Source organism: Myxococcales bacterium, assembly GCA_016712525.1.
Classification (GTDB): Bacteria; Myxococcota_A; Polyangia; order Polyangiales; family Polyangiaceae; genus JAAFHV01.
In genome coordinates, this window is sequence record JADJQX010000007.1 from 1,843,340 (window position 1) to 1,864,707 (window position 21,368).

General features: G+C 69.6%; 17 protein-coding genes. 8 read left to right on the forward strand and 9 right to left on the reverse strand.

The annotated features are described in order from the left end of the window. The first annotated feature begins 141 nt into the window (after positions 1-141). Positions 142-1,788: an IgGFc-binding protein gene (locus IPK71_24890; GenBank protein ID MBK8216975.1), complete on the forward strand. Its 1,647-nt coding sequence runs from the start codon at positions 142-144 to the stop codon at positions 1,786-1,788. 7 nt (positions 1,789-1,795) lie between these two features. On the opposite strand, the gene lysA is transcribed toward IPK71_24890, so the two are convergent. Beyond that, positions 1,796-3,103: a diaminopimelate decarboxylase gene (gene lysA, locus IPK71_24895; GenBank protein ID MBK8216976.1), complete on the reverse strand. Its 1,308-nt coding sequence runs from the start codon at positions 3,101-3,103 to the stop codon at positions 1,796-1,798. A gap of 67 nt (positions 3,104-3,170) precedes the next feature. Between lysA and pyk the strand changes: the two genes are divergently transcribed. Further along, entirely contained in the window at positions 3,171-4,580 is a 1,410-nt protein-coding gene (gene pyk / locus IPK71_24900) for a pyruvate kinase (protein ID MBK8216977.1), read from the forward strand. A 53-nt stretch (positions 4,581-4,633) separates the two neighbouring features. Here pyk and IPK71_24905 read toward each other — a convergent pair whose 3' ends face one another. Beyond that, positions 4,634-6,313, reverse strand: a complete 1,680-nt coding sequence (locus IPK71_24905) for an AMP-binding protein (GenBank protein MBK8216978.1) — start codon at positions 6,311-6,313, stop codon at positions 4,634-4,636. Positions 6,314-6,398: 85 nt separating this feature from the next. Here IPK71_24905 and IPK71_24910 point away from each other — a divergent pair, with 85 nt between their 5' ends. After that, positions 6,399-6,851, forward strand: a complete 453-nt coding sequence (locus tag IPK71_24910; protein MBK8216979.1) for a TIGR02266 family protein — start codon at positions 6,399-6,401, stop codon at positions 6,849-6,851. 18 nt (positions 6,852-6,869) lie between these two features. On the opposite strand, the gene nadA is transcribed toward IPK71_24910, so the two are convergent. Then, entirely contained in the window at positions 6,870-7,844 is a 975-nt protein-coding gene (gene nadA / locus IPK71_24915) for a quinolinate synthase NadA (protein MBK8216980.1), read from the reverse strand. Between the two features lie 253 nt (positions 7,845-8,097). Between nadA and alr the strand changes: the two genes are divergently transcribed. Further along, positions 8,098-9,327 carry an alanine racemase gene (gene alr, locus IPK71_24920; GenBank protein ID MBK8216981.1) on the forward strand — a complete coding sequence of 410 codons (1,230 nt, stop codon included), beginning with the start codon at positions 8,098-8,100 and terminating at the stop codon, positions 9,325-9,327. A gap of 15 nt (positions 9,328-9,342) precedes the next feature. Here the strand turns inward: alr and IPK71_24925 are convergent, their stop codons facing one another. Beyond that, positions 9,343-10,203 (reverse strand): hypothetical protein, encoded by an 861-nt coding sequence (locus IPK71_24925; protein ID MBK8216982.1) that lies wholly within the window; start codon positions 10,201-10,203, stop codon positions 9,343-9,345. Positions 10,204-10,277: 74 nt separating this feature from the next. Between IPK71_24925 and IPK71_24930 the strand changes: the two genes are divergently transcribed. After that, positions 10,278-11,096: an ABC transporter permease gene (locus tag IPK71_24930; GenBank protein ID MBK8216983.1), complete on the forward strand. Its 819-nt coding sequence runs from the start codon at positions 10,278-10,280 to the stop codon at positions 11,094-11,096. A 58-nt stretch (positions 11,097-11,154) separates the two neighbouring features. Here the strand turns inward: IPK71_24930 and IPK71_24935 are convergent, their stop codons facing one another. The 5 genes from IPK71_24935 to IPK71_24955 form a co-directional block, all read right to left on the reverse strand. Continuing rightward, positions 11,155-12,924 carry an ABC transporter ATP-binding protein gene (locus tag IPK71_24935; protein ID MBK8216984.1) on the reverse strand — a complete coding sequence of 590 codons (1,770 nt, stop codon included), beginning with the start codon at positions 12,922-12,924 and terminating at the stop codon, positions 11,155-11,157. A gap of 107 nt (positions 12,925-13,031) precedes the next feature. Further along, positions 13,032-14,846 (reverse strand): ABC transporter ATP-binding protein, encoded by a 1,815-nt coding sequence (locus IPK71_24940; protein ID MBK8216985.1) that lies wholly within the window; start codon positions 14,844-14,846, stop codon positions 13,032-13,034. Positions 14,847-14,930: 84 nt separating this feature from the next. After that, on the reverse strand, positions 14,931-16,115 hold the full coding sequence (locus tag IPK71_24945) for a hypothetical protein (protein MBK8216986.1): 1,185 nt from the start codon (positions 16,113-16,115) through the stop codon (positions 14,931-14,933). Between the two features lie 66 nt (positions 16,116-16,181). Further along, positions 16,182-17,015: a sterol desaturase family protein gene (locus IPK71_24950; protein MBK8216987.1), complete on the reverse strand. Its 834-nt coding sequence runs from the start codon at positions 17,013-17,015 to the stop codon at positions 16,182-16,184. A gap of 31 nt (positions 17,016-17,046) precedes the next feature. Next, entirely contained in the window at positions 17,047-18,447 is a 1,401-nt protein-coding gene (locus IPK71_24955) for an acyl--CoA ligase (protein MBK8216988.1), read from the reverse strand. A gap of 238 nt (positions 18,448-18,685) precedes the next feature. On the opposite strand from IPK71_24955, the gene IPK71_24960 reads away from it, so the two are divergent. The 3 genes from IPK71_24960 (at position 18,686) to IPK71_24970 (ending at position 21,300) form a co-directional block, all read left to right on the forward strand. Beyond that, positions 18,686-19,930, forward strand: coding sequence for an RNA polymerase factor sigma-32 (locus tag IPK71_24960; protein MBK8216989.1), 1,245 nt, complete (start codon positions 18,686-18,688; stop codon positions 19,928-19,930). Continuing rightward, positions 19,930-20,787 carry a 16S rRNA (cytidine(1402)-2'-O)-methyltransferase gene (gene rsmI / locus IPK71_24965; protein MBK8216990.1) on the forward strand — a complete coding sequence of 286 codons (858 nt, stop codon included), beginning with the start codon at positions 19,930-19,932 and terminating at the stop codon, positions 20,785-20,787. The genes IPK71_24960 and rsmI overlap by 1 nt, the downstream gene beginning before the upstream one ends. A gap of 84 nt (positions 20,788-20,871) precedes the next feature. After that, entirely contained in the window at positions 20,872-21,300 is a 429-nt protein-coding gene (locus tag IPK71_24970) for a hypothetical protein (GenBank protein MBK8216991.1), read from the forward strand. The last annotated feature ends 68 nt before the right edge of the window (positions 21,301-21,368 follow it).

The window sequence follows — 21,368 nt, forward strand, 5'->3', positions numbered from 1 at the left end:
GTTTCGATCATGCCGCGGGCTGCCACGGCGGATCCAGACGCACCGAAGCCGACGGGATCCAGATCACCCCCTCCGCGGGTACCGCAAGGGGGTGTGGCACCTACCGTGTGCGATGGCACGCACCTCGCAGAAGGCGAGCGTATGACCGTACGTACGCCCCGACTCGCCGTCGTGCTGCCCCTCGTGCTCCTCCCCGTGATCGCCGCGTGCGGATCGAGGGCACGTGTCGTCGTGGAGGACGACGCTGCGGTCGAGGGCGCGAGCCCGACGCTCGCGTTCGACGAGGCCGGCGCGCCCCCCGACGCGAGCCTCGGCCGGGATCCCGAGACGTGCGAAGAGGCCACGCTCACGCGGTCGTACGTCGGGTGCGACTACTACCCGACGGTCACGGCCAACAACGTCTGGTCGGTCTTCGACTACGCCGTGGTCGTCTCGAACATCGGGAAGACGGCGGCCGAAGTGCGCGTCGAGGGGCCCTCCGCGACCAACGTGCTCGCCGTCCTCGCGCCGGGGGAGCTTCGCAAGATCTACTTGCCGTGGGTGCCTGCGCTCAAGGGACCCGACGCGGACGCGTTCGGGAGCGCGGTCGCCATGACGGCGTCGGTCGTGGCGCGGAAGGGCGCCTTCCACCTCGTGTCGAGCGTGCCCGTCGTGGTCTACCAGTTCAACGCGCTCGAGTACCGAGGCCAGGGCGGCCCCCCCGGCAAGAGCTGGGCGTCGTGCCCGAACCGCCTCTCGTGCTTCAGCCGCTCGAACGACGCCTCGCTCCTCTTGCCGACGACGGCCTGGACCACGAGCTACCGCGTCACCGGCATGCCGGGCTGGAGCACCGGCGCTCCGCTCCCGGACCCGCACATCATGGGCGCCACGCTCAGCGTGACCGCGGCCTTCGACGACACCGACGTGACGGTTCACCTCGCCGGCAAGGCGCACGTGCTCGCCGGGGCCGACACTCCGGCGAAGGGGCCGGGCGAGACCGTCACGTTCCGCCTTAAAAAGGGCGACGTCGCCGAGCTCGTGACCCCGAAAGGCGAGCGCTACGATCTCTCGGGCTCGCTCGTCGCGTCCTCGCACCCGGTCGAGGTCATCACGGGAATTCCTTGCGTGAACGTCCCCAAGGACCAGGCAGCGTGCGACCACGTCGAAGAGACGGTGCTCCCTGCCGAGGCCCTCGGGCGACGCTACGTCGTGACGACACCTTCGCGCCCCAAGGGAGGGAGAGGGCTCCATGTGGTCCGCCTCTACGGAAACCGCGACGGCACGCGCCTCGTGTACGCGCCGAAGAAGCCCGCGGGGTGCCCCGATACGCTCGGCGCGGGAGAGGTTGCCGAGTGCTCCGGGCTCGTCTCGGAGGACTTCGTCGTCGAGGCGACGGCCGAGATCGGTGTCTCGAGCTTCCTCGTCGGCGCGACGATGTACGATCCGACCGACGAGGATCCCCGCGGTGATCCGTCGCAGACGTCGTTCGCTGCGATCGAGCAGTTTCGGCGCACGTACCTCTTCTTGGCACCCGACGACTACGACACGAGCTACGCGGTCGTCGTCGGTCCCGAGGACGCGCGGCCCGTGCTCGACGGTGTCCCGGTCTCGGCGCCCTTCGAACCGATCGCGGCGGGGCTCGGCACCTTCCGCGTCGCGCTCGGCCCCGGCAAGGGCGGCTCGCACACGCTCGCTGCCGACAAACCGGTGGGCGTGCAGGTGCTCGGCTACGGGGGCTACACGAGCTACGCGTACCCGGGCGGGCTCGACCTCAGGCTCATCTCGCCGCCGCCGGCGCTCCCGAAATGACGCGCCGTCAGCCGCGCTCGTGCACGGAGAGACGCTCTTCGGCCCACGCAGCGACGTTCGCCCGGAGCGACTCGGCGACGATGCCCGAGGCTCGCACGAACACCTCGGCAGGAAGCGCGCGACCGTTGTAGCGGCTCGCCATGCTGAACCCGTACGCCCCCGCGTCGAGCAGCGCGACGTACCCCTCGAGGCCGCGCGGAAGGTCGTGCACGCCGAAGTCGTCCGAGCTCTCGCACACGGGCCCGACCACACGAACGGGGAGTGACTCGACCTCGGAAGGCACCTCGAGCGGGACGACCCGATGGTTCGATTGGTAGAGCGCCGGGCGCATGAGGTCGTTCATGCCCGCGTCGATCATGAGCCAGCGCCTCTCGGGCCCCGTCTCGCCGGCGGGGCGGTCGGACTTGTGTTGGAGAACCCGCGCGAGCAAGACCCCATGCGCGCCGACGAGCGAGCGCCCCGGCTCGACGAGGTGCCGGAGACCAGAAATACCGTATTCTTTCGACAACTTACGAACGTGCCGAACGAAATCGGCGGGCGTGAGCGGGCACCCCTTGCCGTAGTCGATCCCGAAGCCGCCGCCCGTGTCGACGTACTCGAGGGCCACGCCACGTGCGAGGGTCGCGCGCGTGAGGTCGAAGAGCACCTTCGCGCCGCCGTCGTAGGCGTCGATCGTCGTGAACTGCGAGCCGACGTGGCACGTGAGCCCCGTGAGCGCGAGGTGCGGGCTCTCGGCGATGCGGGCGAGGGCGTCGGGGACGCGCGGAAGAGGGACGCCGAACTTTGCCTCGTCGTGCCCGGTGGCGATGTTGGCGTGGGTGTCGATCTCGCTCGGGTCGAGGCCGGGGTTGATGCGCAAGGAAACACGCGCCACACGCCCGGCCGCGCGCGCGCGCGCCTCGACCCGCGACACCTCTTCGGCGCTCTCGACCTGCACGGCCAAGATGCCGTTTTTTCCCTGGGAGAGCGCGATGTCGAGCTCCTCGTCGGACTTGGCGACGCCGCTCATGACGATCGCGTCCGGGGAGATGCCCGCGCCCACGGCGAAGAGCACCTCGCCGCCGCTCACGACGTCGGCGCCGAGCCCGAGCCGCGCGAAGCTCCTCACGATCGGAGCCGCGCTGTTCGCTTTCACCGCATAACAGACGAGGCTCGGGTGACCGTCGAACGCGGCCGACAGGCGCCGCGCCTCGTCGTCCATCGCGTCGAGGTCGTAGACGTACGTGGGTGTCGCGTGACGTGACGAACGGGCAACGTCTGCGAGACGAACGCCACCCAACCACAAGTCGCCCTTCGCGTCGCGCCGTGTTGACACGGTGCGTTCATAGCACGAATCGAAAAAAACGATCCGTCACGCCGACCAGAGGTGTCATTGTTCGCCCATGGTCATCCGACGCGCGAAGCTTCTCTGCACCTTGGGCCCCGCCTGCGACACGGTCGACGGACTGCGATCGCTCATCAAGTCCGGCATGGACGTGGCGCGGTTCAACTTTTCTCACGGAACGCACGAGGAGCACAAGGCGCGGCTCGAGAGGCTGCGCGAGGCCGCGGAGCTCGAGCGAAAAGCCGTCGCCGCGCTCCAGGATCTCTGCGGCCCGAAGATCCGCACGGGAAAGCTCGCGTCGTCGTTCTCGCTGCCGACGGGGGCCGATGCCACGCTCGTCGAGGGGGACTACTCGGCCGACGAGCGGGTCATCCCGATCAACTACGAGGGCCTCGCGGCCGACGTCCGCGTGAACGACAAGATCCTCTTCGACGACGGGAGGATCGTGCTGCACGTGCGCGCGATCGAGGGCGAGAAGGTGCGCGTGCTCGTCGAGCAGGGCGGCGGCATGCGCAACCACATCGGCGTGCACCTGCCGAGCAAGACGATGCGGCTCTCGGCCCTGACCGAGAAAGACAAGGAAGACCTCGACTTCGGCCTTTCGAACAACGTCGACTACGTCGCCCTCTCGTTCGTGCGACGGGCCGACGATCTCAAGCTCGTTCGCGAGATCTGCGCCGCGTACAACAAGCCCACGCCCATCATCGCCAAGATCGAGACGCCCGACGCCGTCGAGAACCTCGAGAGCGTCATCGCCGCGTCGGACGGCGTGATGGTCGCGCGCGGCGACCTCGGCGTCGAGTTCCCACCGGAGCGCGTCCCGGTCATCCAGCGCCAGATCCTGATGGTGGCGCGGCGCGTGCGAAAGCCGGTCATCGTAGCGACCGAGATGCTCCAGTCGATGACCAAGGCGACGCGCCCGACGCGCGCCGAGGCGAGCGACGTGGCCAACGCGGTCTTCGCCGGGACCGACGCGATCATGCTCTCGGGAGAGACCGCGACGGGCGATCACCCGACGCTCGCCGCGGCCATGATGAGCCGCCTCGCGACCGAGGCCGAGTCGTCGCCGTTCTTCGAGTATTTGCCCTACACCTCACGCGCCACGAGCGTGCCCGAGGCGGTCGCGCGCGGCGCCGTCAACACGGCGAAGGAGATCGGCGCGAGCTTCCTCGTCGCCTTCACGGAGACCGGCTCGTCGGCGCTCAACGTGAGCCTCGCGCGGCCCAACGTCCCCATCGTGGCGTTCTCGCCGAACGAGCGCACGCGCCGCCGCATGGCGCTCTTCTGGGGCGTCATCCCGCGCAAGGCCCCGCCGCTCCACGACACGGACAAGCTCGTCGACTGGTGCACGGGCGATCTGCTCGCGTCGGGCCTCGCGTCGCCGGGGGAGCGGGTGGTCATCGTGTTCGGGGCGCCGATCGGCGTCTCCGGGAGCACGAACTCGATCCGAGTCCACGTGCTCGGCTGAAGGGCGCACCGCGCGTCGATCGAGGCTCGGGGCCGTGGGCCTCGAGCCTCGCGTCACGACGGCGTGTAGAGGAGGAGCTCGCCCTTCACCACTTTGCCGGTCGGGTTCCGCGGGAGGGCGTCGAGGAAGACGATCTCGCGCGGGAGCTTCGGACCGGCGAGCTTCGTCTTGAGCCAAGACTTCAGCGTGGGCTCGTCGAGCGACGCTCCCTCGTTCCGGACGACGAAGGCGCGAACACGCTCTCCCCACTCCGCGTCGGGCACTCCGACCACGGCGGCCTCGGCCACCTCGGGGTGACCTTCGAGCACGCCTTCGATCTCGACGGGGTACACGTTCACGCCACCCGAGATGACCATGTCGCGCTTGCGGCCTTCGATGAAATAGCGCCCCGAAGGATCGCGACGGGCCAGATCGCCCACCGAGAAGTATCCGGAATGTTTACTCTTTTCGGTAGCTTCCGCGTCCTTGTGGTAGCCGGAGACGAGGAGGTCGTTCTTGACGAAGAGCTCTCCCACGGCCCCCTTGTCGACGTCGCGGCCCGCGTCGTCGAGGAGGCGCACGTCGCACCCGGGGAGCGCGGGGCCGATGGTGCCCGGCGCCTCGCGGAGATCCCGAGGCTTCGCGAACGTGACGAGGCCGGTCTCGGTGGCGCCGTAGAAGTTGAAGAGCACGTCGCCGTACGCATCCATGAAGTCGTTCGCGAGGGCCCCCGAGAGCGGTGCCCCTCCCGAGAACACGGCCCGGAGCGAGCGTGTGTCGTAGCCGCGCCGCACGCGCTCCGGGAGCGCGAGGATGCGATGGAGCATGGTGGGCACGACCGCCGTGGTCGTTCCGCCGTGCCGCTCGACGGCCGCGAGGAAGGTCTCCGGCTTCCACTCGTCGAGGATCACGGCCGTCGCCCCGACGATATGGGAGAAGGTCATGAACGCGAACGCCGTCGAGTGGTACATCGGGCACGACACGAGGTGCACGTCGTCGAACCGAAGCGGCGTCTCGAGGAGGAAGCGAACGGCCGCGGGCAGCGTGTCCTTCGGGAATTTGCGGACGGCGCCCTTCGGCTTGCCCGTGGTCCCCGATGTGTACACGACGACCGCCGCGTCGTCGTCGGCCCCCGACTCGGCCACGTAGCGCGTCGATGGGCCGTAGAGATCGTCGAACGGCGCGGCCCCCGAGGCCCTCGCGCCCGTCGCGAAGACGCGCTCCGCGACGCGAGGATCCGCGAACGACCGCTTGGCCTCTTCGACCACGGGGACGAGGTCGGACTCGGTGACGATGGCCTTCGCGCCGGAGTGGCTCACGAGGTACGAGAGCTCGTCCGGCCGCGACCGCCACGACACGGCGACGGCCGACGCGCCCATACGCGCGCACGCCATCGACACGAGGATCATCTCGGGGCGGTTTCGGAGCGCGACGAGGACGCTCTCTCCGCGACGGAGGCCTCGTCGACGGAGGCCGTTCGCGACACGATCGATGCGCTCGTCGAGCTCGCGGAACGACCAGGCCACGTCGCGCTGCACGACGGCGAGCTTGTCGGGGAAGTTCTTGCCGTGCACCCGGTAGATGAGCGCCGGGTTTTGCGCGGCTCCCGAGAGGGCGCGGGCCCCCTCGAGCAGCCCTAGGTTCGACAGATTCCACACGAGGCCGGTCTCGAGGGCCATCTTGGCGACGAGCGAAGCGCGGCTCGGGACCTCACTCACACGCTCCGCGAGACCTCTCAAGAAACCTGGCGTCATGCCGAGATGCTACCCAACTTTCCACGCCGCGGCCCTTTCGGATCTGCCGACCGGGGGCGATCCCGAGGTATGCTCGGAGGTCGCGATGGAGCCCTCCCCTCCCAACGGCGACGCCCCCAGTGCCGACGAGGCGGGCGACGATAGGCGGATTGCCGAACGCGGCCCCATCGCGCTTCGCGTCGACTACAAACGGCTGAACTCGTTCTTCGCGGACTACACGAAGAACATCTCGCGCGGAGGCACGTTCATCCGCACCGATCGGCCGCTCGCCGTCGGGACCGAGTTCGTGTTCGAGCTCGGGATCCCGGTGCCTTCCCCCGAGCTCGGCGACGGGAGCATCCGGCTCGCGGGCGTCGTCCGGTGGGTCGTCTCACCCGAAGAGGCTACGGACGACAAGCCGGCGGGGATGGGCATCGGCTTCCTCTTCCCCTCCGCAGAGGCCGAGGCGAGCTTCGCCGAGCTCGTGGAGAAGCTCATGCGAGGCTCTCTCGGCGACGCCATCTCGGAGCGCCTGCTCGCGCGGAAGCCCGCGCCGTAGGCTTCGGCCCGGGCAGCGTCAGCTGAGGGCGAGCATGCGGTCGATCGGGAGGCGGGCCTTCTCGAGGAGGTCTTGGCGCATCTCGAGGCGCGGCTCGAGGTCGCGGAGCGCGAGGTAGACCTTCTCGAGGGTATTTTTCTTCATGTGCGGGCACTCGTTGCACGCGCAGCTCGCCTCGGGGGGCGCGGGGATGAACGTCTTGTCGGGGCAGGCCTTCTCCATCTGGTGGAGGATGCCCGGCTCGGTCGCGACGATGATCTCCTTGGCGGGCGCCGTCTTCGCGAAGTTGAGGATGCCCGTGGTCGAGCCGATGTAGTCGGCGTGCCGGAGGACCGCGTCCTCGCACTCGGGGTGCGCCAGCACGAGGGCCCCCGGGTGGCGCTCCTTGAGGCCGAGGAGCTTCCGCTCGCTGAACGTCTCGTGCACGATACAGCTACCCTGCCAGAGCTTCATCTCGCGGCCCACGCGGCCGTTGAGCCACGCGCCGAGGTTCCGGTCGGGTCCGAAGAGGACGGTCGCGTCGGCGGGGAGGCTCCGCACGATCTTCTCGGCGTTCGAGGAGGTGACGATGTAGTCCGAGAGGGCCTTCACCTCGGCCGAGCAGTTGATGTAGCTCACCGCGAGCGCGCCGGGGTGGCTCGCCTTCCACGCGGCGAACTTGTCGGCGGGGCAGCCCTCGGCGAGCGAGCAGCCGGCCTCGAGATCCGGGAGGACGACGATCTTTTCGGGGTTCAGGATCTTCGCGGTCTCGGCCATGAAGTGCACACCCGCGAAGCAGATGACGTCGGCCTGGGTCTTCGAGGCGGCCTGCGCGAGCTGGAGCGAGTCGCCGAGGAAGTCGGCCACGTCTTGGATGTCCGAGTCTTGGTAGTAGTGGGCGAGCACGACGGCGTTCCGCTCGCGCTTCAAGCGCGCGATCTCGGCCTCGAGGTCGAGGCTGGGATCTACGGCCTTCGAGGTGTCACGTCCGGCGATCGGGAGGCGCGTCGTCATGCGCGAAACGTAGGAGCGTGTGCCATGCCTCGTAAAGGGCCTTCGCCTCCCCGGCGGCGCTCCGCCACGCCCACGAAGGGGCGTCGAGGGCCTCGCCCCTTGCGTTTTCCAGGTGCCGATGTAGGACACGTTTCGCCAGTAAATTTCGAGCCTTCTCGGCCATCGTGCGAATGTCGGAATCGTCCGCTCCGCACGCGGCGTTCGTGCTCTCGAGCCCGACCTTCCAAGCCGACGAGGATTCCGCACCATGTCCATGGCGTCCAACGTGTCCGACCACCGCGCTCCCCAAGACCGCCCGAGCGAGCCCCGCGTCCTCCGGCCTCGCCGCGCCGCCCCCGCCGACGCCGTCCGCCCCACGCGCGCGGAGGTGTTCCTCGATGCGCTCCGGCACAACCTCCGCGTCGTTCGCCGCGCCGCCAAGAACGCGAAGGTGTGGCCCGTCCTCAAGGCCGACGCCTACGGTCACGGCGCGCCCGCGGTGGCGCGGACCTTGGAGCGCGCCGGAGCGGACGGCTTCTGCGTTGCCCTCTTCGAAGAGGCGCTTGAGCTCCGGGACGCGGGCATCACGGCGCCCATCTTGGTGATGAGCGGTCACTACGGGACCGCCCACGACGAGGTCCTCGCGCGAGGGCTCGTGCCGGTCGTCCACGATCTCGGGCAAATCGAGGCCTTCGCGCGCGCGGCACGAGCACGTGGCGCCACGTCTCCCACCCCGGTCCACGTCAAGATCGACACGGGGATGGCCCGCTTGGGCATCTTCCCGGAGGAGCTGCCCCTCCTCGCGGAGACCCTGCTCGACTACCCGGAGGTGCGCGTCGCCGGGCTCATGACCCACCTCGCGTGCGCCGACGCCCGCACCACCGAAGAGACCGACGAGCAGCTCCGCATCTTCGACGAGGCCTCGGCCCACCTCGCCAAGCTCGGCGTCCGTCCCGAGGTTCGTCACGCCGCGAACAGCGCGGCGCTCCTCCGCGGCGAGTCGAGCCTCGACGCCGTGCGGCCCGGGATCGCCATCTTCGGAGTGTCGCCCCGCGCCGAGGGCGAAGGCGCGCCGCTCTCGAACGAGCTCCGCCCCGTGATTCGCGTGCGCACCGAGGTCGTGTCGATCCGTGAGCTCGCGCCGGGAAAACCCGTGGGCTACGGCGCGCTCTTCCGAACGGCGCGCGCGTCCCGCATCGCCACGATCCCGATGGGGTACGCCGACGGCCTCTCGCGAAGGCTCACCAACGTGGGGCACGTGCTGGTCCGCGGCAAACGGGCCCCGATCGTCGGCGCCGTCTCCATGGACATGACCATGATCGACGTGACCGACATCCCCGGGGCCCAGCCTCGCGACGAGGTGGTCGTGTTCGGCGCCCAAGAGGGACCGCTCGGCCGCGACGCCATCGGGGCCGACGAGGTGGCCGCGCACCAGGGGACGATCCCGTGGGAGGTTCTCACGTCGATTTCCCGAAGGGTTCCGAGGTTTTACCGCGAGCCTTGAGCCCGCTCGTCCCCCTCACTCGAGCTTCTTCTCGGCGTCGGCGTGTGCGCGGGGCGTGAGCTGCGAGTACGTCGCCGAGCAGCGCAAGGCCGCGGCGCCGTCACGGAGCTTGCCCCCGCCGGCCGCGGCCATCTCGGCCGTTCGTGCGGTGACACACGCTTCGGCGGCGGCCGGGAGATCCCCGACGGCCGAGAGGTCGAGGTCGATGCGCGCGCCACACGAACGACCGGGCACATCGCCCCCGAGCGCGGACTCGAGCCCCGCGCACGCCTCCTTGATGTTGCCCGGTCCGGCGTTCAGCACGGCGTCGGTACGGGCCATGAGCGCCCAGATGGCCGGCTCGTAGTCGGCCCCCCCGACGGCCGCGACCGAGAGCCCACCGGACGCCAAGAGCCCCGTGACCGCCGCGGCCGCGCCCCCCAAGACAGGGGCGACGTGCGGCGAAGGGCTGTCCCCGCCTTCGGACGAGGCGCTGCCCTCCCTGGGTTTTCCGCCTTTTCCTGCGGAGAAGAGCGCGATCGATGCGCCGACGGCGCCGACGAGGAACGGCACGACCGAGAACGCGAGGCCGCGCCGCGACGACGCGCGAGCCTCGACGGCACCTCCGCGCGAGAGACGTGCCGCGTCCGTCTTGGAGAGGCCCGAGGCCGCGACGACCGCCTTGGTGCGCGCGAGACCCGCCAGCGTTGCGCCGAACCCCACGAGGCCCGAGGCTCCCGAGAGGAACAGGGCGAGGCCCGCGAGCAGGCTCGCGCGACGGAGGTCCCGACCACGGACGGCGAGCACGACCGACGACACGCCGAAGACGAGCGCGAACGCCGCGACCAGCACGACGACGACACCCGACACACCTCCGCCCCGAAGGACCTCCGACATGGAGGGCACCATACGGGAGACCCCGGGAAAACCTTTGGCCTTTTTCCCCGGTCGAGCTGCGCTATGGTCGGGGCGTGAGTGACGAGACCCCGAGCAAGAGCGCCGGTCCGAACCGGTTCGAGCGCGTCTGGGATTTCGTCACGGCCCCTCCCCTCGCCTTCCTCGACGACATCGGCGGGACGGCCACCTTGGGGTTTCGTGCGCTCACGTGGCTCTTGCGGCGCCCGTTCCGTTTCACGCAAATCCTCGGCGCGATCGAGTTCATCGGCGCAGGGTCCATGTTCATCGCGGGGCTCGTCGGCCTCTTCACCGGGATGGCGTTCACCGTCAGCGTCATCGTGGGCTTCCGTCAGTTCTCGGCCGAGGGCATGGTGGGCGGCGTGGTGGCCCTCGCCCTCGCGAGGGAGCTCGCGCCGGTCCTCGCGGCCGTCGTGGTCACGGCCCGCGCGGGCAGCACGATGGCGAGCGAGCTCGGCAACATGCGCGTCACCGAGCAGATCGACGCCATCACCACCATGGGCGTGAGCCCCATTCAATACCTGGTCATGCCCCGCATCGTGGCGACCACGCTCGTGCTCCCCCTGCTCGGGCTCTTCTTCGCCATCTCCGGCATGGCGGGCGCGTACCTCGTCGCGGTCGTGTGGCAGTCGATCGATCCGGGGATCTTCTTCGAGCGCATCCGCACCTTCGTGCAGTTCGCGGACATCCGGATGCTCCTCGTGAAGAGCATGCTGTTCGGCGTGGTCGTGAGCACGATCTGCTGCAACAAGGGGTTCTTCGCGACGGGCGGGGCGCGCGGGGTCGGAGAGGCCACGGCGAAGGCCGTCGTGTCGAGCATCGTCGCCATCTTCGCGTTCGACTACGTCGCGACGACCATCATGACGGACATCTGAGCGCCCCGAGCGGACTCGGCAACGATCTGCAAACCATCGAAACCACAAGCCTTTCTGCTCACCCAGCGGCGCGCGGAGGCTCCGACGCGCGCCCGACGGTCGCCGCGCGCTCGCGTGCGAACTGCAGCCGGTGGAGCTTCGCGTAGACGCCGCCCTTCCGGAGGAGCTCGTCGTGCGTGCCCACCTCGACGATACGGCCCTTGTGGAACACGACGATGCGATCGACCGCGCGGATCGTGGAGAGCCGGTGCGCGATGACGATCGCGGTGCGGTCCTTCATGACGGCGTCGAGGGCCGCCTGCATCTTCTTCTCGGTGTTCGAGTCGATGCTGGCCGTCGCCTCGTCGAGGACGACGATCGGCGTGTCGCGGTAGAGGGCGCGCGCGAAGGCCACGAGCTGTCGCTCACCGGCGCTGAAGTTCTGGCCACGTTCGTCGACGCGGGCGTCGAGCCCACCACGGCGCTCGAAGAGCTCGAGGGCGCCGATCTTGCGGAGGGCCGCCTCGGCGCGGCCGCGGTCGGGTTGGTCGTCGGAGATGCCGACGTTCGCGAGCACCGTGCCCGCGAACAGGAACACGTCTTGCGGGACCACGGCGAAGAGCTCGCGCATCGCGACCCGATCGGCGCCCTTCACGTCCTCTCCGAAGACCCGTACGGCGCCCTCGGTCGCGTCGTAGAGGCGCAAGGCGAGGCTCGCCACGGTCGACTTTCCGGCGCCCGTCGCGCCGACGAGCGCGATCTTCTCGCCGCGGGCGACGGAGAGGCAGACGTCATGAAGCACCGTCACACCCGGCTTGTAGCCGAACGTGACGTGATCGAGCTCCAGCGCCGGCACCCCCTCCGCGGGCTCGATGGGCTTCGAGCGAAGGCCCGCGTCGGCCTCGACGTCCTTCTCGTCGAAGAGCTCGAAGATGCGCTCGGCGCCGCTCATCGCGCTCTGGAGGATGGTGTACCGCTGGGCGAGCAGGCTCACCGGCTCGAAGAACTGGCGGATGTACTGCGTGAAGGTGACCACGAGGGGGAACGTGATGGTGGGATCGCCCACCTTCGAGAAGCCCGCCCAGAAGAGCACGCTCGCCACGCACACGGTGCTCACCATCTCGATCGCCGCGTCGAGGATGGCCTCGTAGAAGATGGAGCGCTTGTTCTCGTCCCGGTACGACTCGTTGATGACGTCGAACTCGCGCTGCATCTTCTCTTCGCGGGCGTAGGCCTGCACCACGGCGATGCCGGCCACCTGCTCGTTCAAGAACGCGTTGAGCCTCGCGGTCTTCGTGCGGATCTCGCGGAACGCGTCTCGGCTCCTCTTTCGCACGAACCCGACGAGAAACCCCACGAACGGCAGCGCGGCGAACGCGATGAGCGAGAGCTTCACGTGGAGCGAGAGCATCATGACGACGATGCCCACGAGCCCGAGGAGGTCTCCGATGGCGTTGAGGACTCCGGACGCGAAGAGCTCGCCGAGGGCGTCGACGTCGGACGTGGCGCGCGTGACGAGCCTGCCCACCGGGGTCTTGTCGAAGTAACGGAGCGACAGGCGTTGGAAGAACGCGAAGACCTCGGCGCGGAGGTCCGCCATGGCGCGTGCGCCGGCGACCTGCATGACGTACGTCTGAAGGAACGAGAGCACCTGCGCCCCGACGACGAAGAGCGCCAAGAGGACGCCGTCGCGGAGGAGCGAACCTGCGTCGCCGGCGCCCGCGTGAGCCACCACCCGGCCCATGAGCAGCGGACGAACGAGCTGCGCCGCCGCGAGCACGAAGAGGAGCACGAGCGACACGACGAGGAGGCGCGCGTGCGGCCGGACGAAGGGCCAGAGCTTCTTCATCAAGGTCGCGTCGACCGTGACCGCGACCTTCTCTTCCTCGTGATAAGCGTCCGACGTTTTCTTCGACCGTCTCGGCTTACCGATGGCCTTTTTCGGTGCGCGCGTGGTCACGAGGCACCTCCGCCCGAAGGCTCGTCGAGGTCGATGTCGAGGAGCGCCCGCTCGGCCGACTGCTCCTCGGCGAAGGCCGCGTAGAGGCCCCCCGCGGCGACGAGCTCGTCGTGGGTGCCACGCTCGAGCACGCGGCCCTCGTCGAGCACGAGGACGTGGTCGCATCGGGCGGCCGCCGCCACGCGATGCGTGACGAGCACGAGGGTGCATTTTTCGGCGTGCCGCGAGATCGTGTCGAGGATCGCGGCCTCCGTCTTCGCGTCGACGGCCGAGAGCGGGTCGTCGAGCACGAGGATCCGCGGGGTGCGGGCGAAGGCACGCGCGAGGGCGATGCGTTGTTTCTGGCCGCCCGAGAGCTGCACGCCGCGCTCGCCGACCACGGTGTCGTAGCCGTCCGGGAGGCCCGTGGCCTCGTTGTGGACCTCGGCGTCGCGGGCCGCCGCCACGATGGCGTCACGGGCCGCGTCGGACTCGGTCTCGGGGAGGGAGAAGCCGATGTTGTCGCTCACGGTGCTCGAGAACAAAAACGCGTCTTGTTGGGCGTACCCGACGCTCTGACGGAGGTACGGGAGCGGGAGGTCGCACACGTCGACCCCGTCGAACGACACGGCCCCGGCGGGCGTCGGCAGGAGCCGCGCGAGGAGCATGGCGAGGGTCGATTTGCCCGCCCCCGTGCGGCCCATCACCGCCAGCGATTTTCCGGCCTCGAGCGCGAACGAGACGTCGTCGAGGACATGGGTCTTCCCCTCGCCGTAGGAGAACGAGAGGCCTCGGACGTCGAGCCGCCCCTCGGGCGACGACGGGGGCTTCGCCTCGCCGGAGACGATCTCGGGGCGCTCGCGGAAGATCTCCTCGAGGCGCGCGAAGCCCGCGCGGCCGCGCTGGATGATGGCCACCGAGAAGCCGACCGCGATCATGGGCCAGGTCATGCGCCCGAACGCGAGCCAGAACGCGAAGAAGGATCCCTTCGAGAGCTCCCCGGCGAGGAGGAGCTTCGCCCCGTACCAGAAGAACGCGAGCAGACCGAGCGACGCGGCGGCGCCGATGGACGGCCCCATGAGGCCGCGCAGCCGCGCGAGGCCGAGGCTCGCCTCGAGATACGCCTGGTTCGCCTCGTGGAATCGGCGGCCCTCACGGCGCTCGAGCGCGAAGCTCCGCACGACGCGCACGCCCGCTAGGTTATTTTGCAGGACCTCCGAGAGGCGACCGAGCGTGTCTTGGTTCGCCTTCGTGCGGGTGTAGAGCTGGCGGCTCACGCTCCGCCCCATGAGCACGATCACGGGGAGCATGACGAACGAGACCAGGGTGAGCTTGCCCGAGATGCTGATCATCACCTGCAGGGCGCTCGCGAACGCGAAGACGACGTTGACGAGGTTCAAGATCCCGAAGCCGAAGAGGAGCCTCACCTGGAGGAGATCCCCCGAGCTTCGGCTCATGATCTCGCCGGCCGAGAGCTTGCGGTAGAACGCGGCGCCGAGGGTGTGGAGGTGCTCGAGCAGCTCGGCGCGGAGCTCGTACTCGACGTCCCTCCCGGCGTTGAAGATGTAGTACCGGCTCGAGATGCGCGTGACGAGGGCGACCACCGCGAGCCCGAACATGGTCACGCACGCCGCCCACGGGAACGACGAGCCCTCGCCGAAGATGCGATCGATCGCCGTCTTCGACAGCCAGTCGATCCGGTTCATCGCGAGCTGGAAGATCGCGAGCATCGCCCCACCGGCCAGATAGGCCGAGGTCTTCCCCACGAGCTGCCCGCGGAGGGTGCGCGGGAATTTCGTCGGGGCGATGGCGTTGGCCGGTGGGTCGGACACGTACCCGGCTATTAGCCAACGCCTAGGTCGCGCGCTCGAAAAAAACGTACGATGATCGCGTAAGGATCCGTAAACACGGCGATTTCAGCGAGGCCCGAGCTTCCGGTGGGAGGACGGGAGCGTGGTGCGTCGTTTCCCTTTCGGCGCGCACACGACGAGCTCGCTCACCGGCACACGCGTCACGAGGAGGCCCATCGACACCTTCGCCTCGCCCGTCGCCGACAGGTCGACCACGTGCCCTTCGCGCCCCGAGAACGGGCCCGAGAGCACGTGCACGCGGGCCCCTCGCTCGACGGGCGCCGTCGGATCCGTGTCGAGCATCCGCGGCGGGCGACGAGGGATGCGCCTCTCGATGCGCGCCGGCGGCGCGGAGTAGACACGCTCCGGCTCGGCGGCCGAGGCCTTCGGCACGAGCGAGGGGCGCTCTCGTCGTGTGCGGGGCTCGTCGTCGCGTGGAGGCCGGCGCGCGGGCCTTTCGCTCGGAACGGGAGAGGTGTCGTCCTCGGGCTCGTCCTTCGCGTGGCGCTCGCGACGGGCCTCGAACCGCGCGAGGAGCCCGAGCACGTCGTTGTCGTCGGCCCAAGCGACGAGCTTTCCCACCGACGAAATGGCGGTGACGGCGTCCTCGAGGGCCTCGCCGATGTCGTCCTTGAACGAGACCACGTCGGCCTTGGCGATGCGGAAGCGAATCCGAAACGCCGACTGCTCGACCCTCGCCCGCTCGCACAACGCGCGGAGATCCTCGGCCGTCGCGCGGTGGGCAGGCACGGCGGGCATCCCCGGCGCGGAGATCTCGAACGCTTCGGGCAAGAGCTCCAAGGCCGAGGTCAGCTCGAGCAGCGCCGTCGGATCGGCGAGCCGGGCCCGCAGGTTCTCGAGGTCGACCCACGCACGCGCGAACACCTCGACGCGCAGCTCGATGGCCTCGAAGTACACGACGAGCGCGACGTGCAGGTGCGGCAGGTACGGGGCCTCGCCCATCCGTGGCCGGAGCGTGCGGGTCCCCTCGGCGAGCTCTTCGAGCGTCTTCCGCGCGAACCGCTCGCGCACGAACACGACCCCCGAGCCGTCGCCTTCGGGGTCGCGGACGGCGTGCACCTCGACCGCGCCGATCCGCTCCGAGAGGCGCGAAGCGACCTGCGCGCCCCACGAGAAGAGCCTCCCCTCGATGGACTTTCGGGCCCGCGCGGGGGACTGCGGGAGGGTGGCGACGAAGTCCTCGTCCGAGAGGCGGAGCGGCGCGCTCCGAGGGACGGCAGGCGATTTCATGGACGGAAGGTTCCGAGCAGAATGAGGCCGATACGGGCCTCGAAGATACGGCAGATGCCCCCCGAGTCAATCGCCCTCGGCCGCGCGCGCGCGGACGAACAACGCGCGGACTTTGCCACGAAGCGTACGCTCGCGCCCGACGACCCGAAAGAGCGCCCGCCACGGGGCGACGTTCGCCTCGAGGGGGAGCACGGGGGACTCCTCGCCGACGACCCCGAAGGTCGGCTCTGCCGTGTACGGCGCGAACGTCCCGAAGAGGCGATCGAACACGAGGAGGACGCCCCCGAAGTTCTTGTCGACGTAGGCGGACTCGGCGCCGTGATGCACGCGGTGGAAGACGGGGGCGTTGAAGACCCGTCCCGGACCGAGGGCAAAGAGCGTGCGCGCGTGGAGGCCGAAGAGGAGGACGGCGTGGGCGGTAGAGACGGCCGCGTAGAGGCGCGTGGAGACGCCGAGCGGCGCGAGGGACGCATGGAAAAAGGCGGTCGCCACGGAGGCGAGCGCGCCGACGCGGAAAGAAACGGAGAGGTTATAGTCGCGCGATTGGTGGTGCACCGCGTGGATGGCCCAGAGCACGGGCACGGCGTGCTCCACACGATGCTGCACGTAGTAGACGAAATCGATCGCGACGAACGCGAGCACGAACGCCCAGGGTGAATCGTCGAGCTTCCAGGGGACGAGCCGCGCCGCGAAGGCGAAGACCCCGACGAGCGCGCCACGGAGCACGACCTGCGACGCGAGGAAGACGAGCCCGACCCCGACGTTCGACAGCGTCTGACGGATCGAGCCGCGCCCGCGAAAGAACGCGCGGACGCTCGGCGAGAGCGCCGCGGCGACGAGCACCGGGAGGGCCGCGGCGACGACCAACACGGCGAGAGTGACGCGCTCCGTGGGGCTCACGCTCGAACGGTAGCCCACGTGGCCACGGAGCTCACCTCGCGAGCTTCTTGAGCTCGCCGATCGCGACCTTGCCGTTCGACGTCCGCGGGAGCTCGGCCAGCGTCACGAACTTGAGCGGGCGCTTCGCGGGCGGCAGCTTCTCGCGCGACAGAGCGCGGAGGGCCGGAATCGCGGACTCGTCGGCCTCCACGAACGCCCAGAGCGCGTTTCCGAGATCGTCGTGAGGGACCGCGATGACGGCCGCGTCTCGCACCCCCTCGGCGGTGCGCATGTACGCCGCGACTTCTTCGACCGAAACGCGTTCTCCCCCACACTTCACGACACCGTCTTTTCGACCTTCGACGAATACGAACCCACGTTCGTCGACGTACCCGGCGTCTCCGCTCCGGAGCGTCCCGTCGGAGAGCACCTTGGCGGTCGCCTCCGGGTCGTCCATGTAGCCGAGCATGACCGAGGGGCCACGCACCGCGATCTCACCGTGCGCCCCTGGGCCGAGGCGATTTCCGGCCTCGTCGACGGCGAACACCTCGACGCCCGCGATGGCCCTGCCCGCGGAGCCCTCGGCGTACGCAGGCTCCGCGTCGGACACGGCGGTGACACGCGGGGAGGCCTCGGTGAGGCCGTACTGGTTGAAGCGGATCGCGTCGGGGAACGCTTGTTTGACGAGATCCCGCGTGAGTCCGTCTTGCGAGGCGCCCGCGGACGCGACGTAGCCGAGCTTGGGAGCGCGCGCCGCGGCGATGGCCGACTTCGCGATGAGGCGGAGGGACGGAGGCACGCTCGAGAGGCCGTCGACGCCGTGCTCGACCATCGCCTCGACGAGCTTCGCCGGGTACATGACGTCCGACAGGATGACCAGCGTTCCGCCGACCGCGAGCGTCGTGAGCGCCTGCCCGACGAGGCCGTAGCTGTACGAGAGGGGCAGCACGATGCCCGTCGTCGAGAAGCGCGCGATGGGGAGGTAGGCGTTGATGGCCTCGACGTTGTGCGCGATCCCCGACGCGAGGAGGAGCACGCCCTTCGGCTGAGCCGACGAGCCCGACGTGAAGAGCACGAGCCCGAGCCGCGGGTCGAAGGTGCGGGCTGGGACTTCGGTCGGGAGCTCCCGTGGAGCCCCGGTCTCGTCGACACCGACGGCGAGCGTCGTGACCCCCACGCGGCGTGCCCCCTGGAGCGGCAGCGCGTCTCCGGCGCGCGCGTCGAGCGGTACGACGATCGCACCCGCGCGCCACGCCGCGAGCGCCAAGAGGAGGTACTCCGTGGGATCCTTGGCGGCCACTCCGACGGCCTTGCCCGGGCCCGCGCCACGCCGAGTGAGCTCGTCCGCGAGGCGCCCGCACCGCTCGTGCAGCTCGGCATAGGTGACCTTGGCGCCGTTCGCGCGGACGATCGCCGGACGGTCGTCGCGGCGCGCTACGAGGGAGTAGAGCATGCGGCGATGCTACTCAGCATCGCGCGCCCTGGCGACGACGACCGAGCCACCCGATGTAGGCAACCATCCTACACCAATAACGCACCGGGTTGACGCATCGCGTTGCCGTTCCTAGGTTCAGGTGCATGACCACTCCGCTCCTTCAGCGAGGGCCCCTCTCCCCGGGCGCCGACGATGCGCGCGACGTGCTCGTCGCGTTGCTGTTGGGCCTGTCGCTCCTGGGTGTCGCCGCGACGCTGTGGCTCCGAGCGAGCTAACACGCCGGGCCGGCCCGAAAAACCCGTCGGGACTTGTGCTAGACAGCGGGTCTCAAGAGGAACGCGTGCCCCGCAAGAAGACCGACACCCCCGCAAAGCCGCGCGGCCGCGCCGCCAAAGCCACCTCCGAGACCCCGAGGTCCTCGGGCGACGCCGACCTTCACGCCACGGAAGGGTCGCTCGACGAGGGCGAGGGCCGCGACGCCTCCGACGACCACGGGGACGAGGGCGAGGCCGCCGAGGAGGGCGATCTCACGACGGACGTCGTGGAGGCCGAGCTCGCCCCCGAAGAGGAACAAGAGGACGCGTTCGAAGAGACCGACGCCGAGCTCCGCGAAGAGGTGCCCGTCTCGGCCGAGCCCACGTCGCTCGCGCGCCTCGACCCGATGGCCGCGTACCTCCGCGAGGTGCAGCGCCACCCGTTGCTCACACCCGAGCAGACCCAAGAGCTCGCGGTCGCCTTCACGAAGACCCAAGATCCGGCGATCGCGGCGCGCCTCGTCACGGCCAACCTGCGCCTCGTCGTCAAGATCGCCTACGAGTACCGCCGCGCCTACAAGAACATCATGGACCTCGTGCAGGAGGGCAACATCGGCCTCATGCAGGCGGTCAAGCGCTACGATCCGTACCGCGGCGTGAAGCTCTCGTCGTACGCCGCGTGGTGGATCCGCGCGTACATCCTGCGCTTCATCTTGAACAACTGGCGCCTCGTGAAGCTCGGCACCACGCAGGCGCAGCGCAAGCTCTTCTTCAACTTGAGGAAGAAGCGCGCCGAGCTCGAGGCGATGGGCATCGAGCCCTCGCACGCCGAGATCGCGAAGAGCTTGAACGTGCCCGAGAGCGACGTCGCCGAGATGGACGTGCGCCTCGGCTCGAACGAAAAATCTCTCGACGCCCCGGTGGGGGACGCCGACGGCCGCTCGATCGCGAAGGTCGACATGATGCCGAGCGCGGGCATCGGGCCCGAGGCCATGATGGCCGACGAAGAGATCCAGTCGATGCTGAAGGACAAGCTCAAAGAGTTTCGAAAGACGCTCGAGGGCAAAGAGAAGGATCTCGCCATCTTCGATCAGCGCCTCGTCTCGGACGACCCGAAGACGCTCCAAGAGCTCGGCGACAACTTCAAGATCTCCCGCGAGCGCGTGCGGCAGCTCGAGCAGCGGCTCCTCCAGCGCCTCCGCGACTACCTGAAGAGCGAGATGGGCGAGGCCACGCTCGTCGACTGATGGCGAACACCCCTGGCACCCTCTACGTGGTCGCGACCCCCATAGGGAACCTCGGCGACCTCTCGCGCCGCGCCGGCGAGGTGCTCGCGCGGGTCGAGCACGTGGCCGCGGAGGACACGCGACGCACACGGCAGCTCCTCACGCACCTCGGGATCTCGGGAAAATCCCTCCACCGCGTCGACGCGCATGCCTCCGCGGGCGACGTCGACGCCATCGTGGATTTGCTCGCCGAGGGGCACGACGTGGCCTTCGCGACCGACGCGGGCACGCCAGCCGTGAGCGATCCGGGGAGCGTGCTCGTCGCGCGGACCGTCGCGAGGGGCCTCACAGTGGTCCCTCTGCCGGGCCCGAGCGCGGTGCTCGCGGCGCTCGTCGGCAGCGGCCTCTCCGACGACCGAGGCTTCCGATTCGTGGGGTTCCTCTCGCGTGACGGGGCCTGTCGACGCGACGACCTCCGGCGCATCGCCGACACGGCCGAGCCCGTCGTGTTCTTCGAGTCTCCCCATCGCATCCAGGACACGCTCCGGGAGCTCGCCGACCTCTTCCCCGAGCGCGCGTGCGCCGTGTGCCGGGAGCTCACGAAGCTGCACGAAGAGATCGTGCGCGGCACCCTGGCCGAGCTCGCCTCGAGCCCACGCGAGTACCGAGGCGAGATCGTCGTCGTGCTCGGCGCCCACGATCCCGGCGAGCGCGAGCACACCATGGACGACGCGGCCATCGACGCCCGCATCACGCGAGGGCTCGACGAAGGTGTGCACCCGAAGGCCCTCTCGGAGATCCTCGCGGCCGCCAGCGGTCGGCCCAAGCGCGAAATGTACGAGCGTGTAGTCAAGGCCAAATCGGACCGACGCCGCTGAAGTGAAGGACGGGCGAGCCCCGGAACCGAGATTCCGAGCGCCGCGTTGACGCGAAAGGGTGCTCTGGCAGTCTAAAGGCACTCTATGCACCCGTACCGCGCGCCGGCCGCCGAGCACGGCCCCCCTCGAGAAGAGGCGCCTCGTGATCCCGCCGCGGGCGCCATGCTCGGTTGGCTCGGAGGTGGCTTCCATGCGATGGGGGCGCTCTGGCTCGTCTCGGGGGTCTGGCTCGGGGCGCTGTCGGTCACCTCGGGTCTGGTTCGCTGGCTCGGCGGCTCGACCGAGCCTTGTGGGTGGGCTCCGCTCGTGGGGCTGCTCGCGGCCACCGTCGCCATGCTGCTCGCGCATGCCTCGACCCACCTAGGTCAGCGGATCTGGCAGGGTGAGGGGCTCGCCCGGGCGAGGCTCGCGTGCGCGCTGGTCCTCCTGGTACCGATCGCGGGGCTCGTCCTCGGGGGGCTCGGCCTGCTCTGCCTCTCGAGGCCACGTGTGGTGCGCCTCTTCGTGAGCTGAAACCCGCGCTTCGCGAAGCGCTTCATGAAGCACGACCGCACGAAAGTGGGCCAACTCGCCGCGGCCGT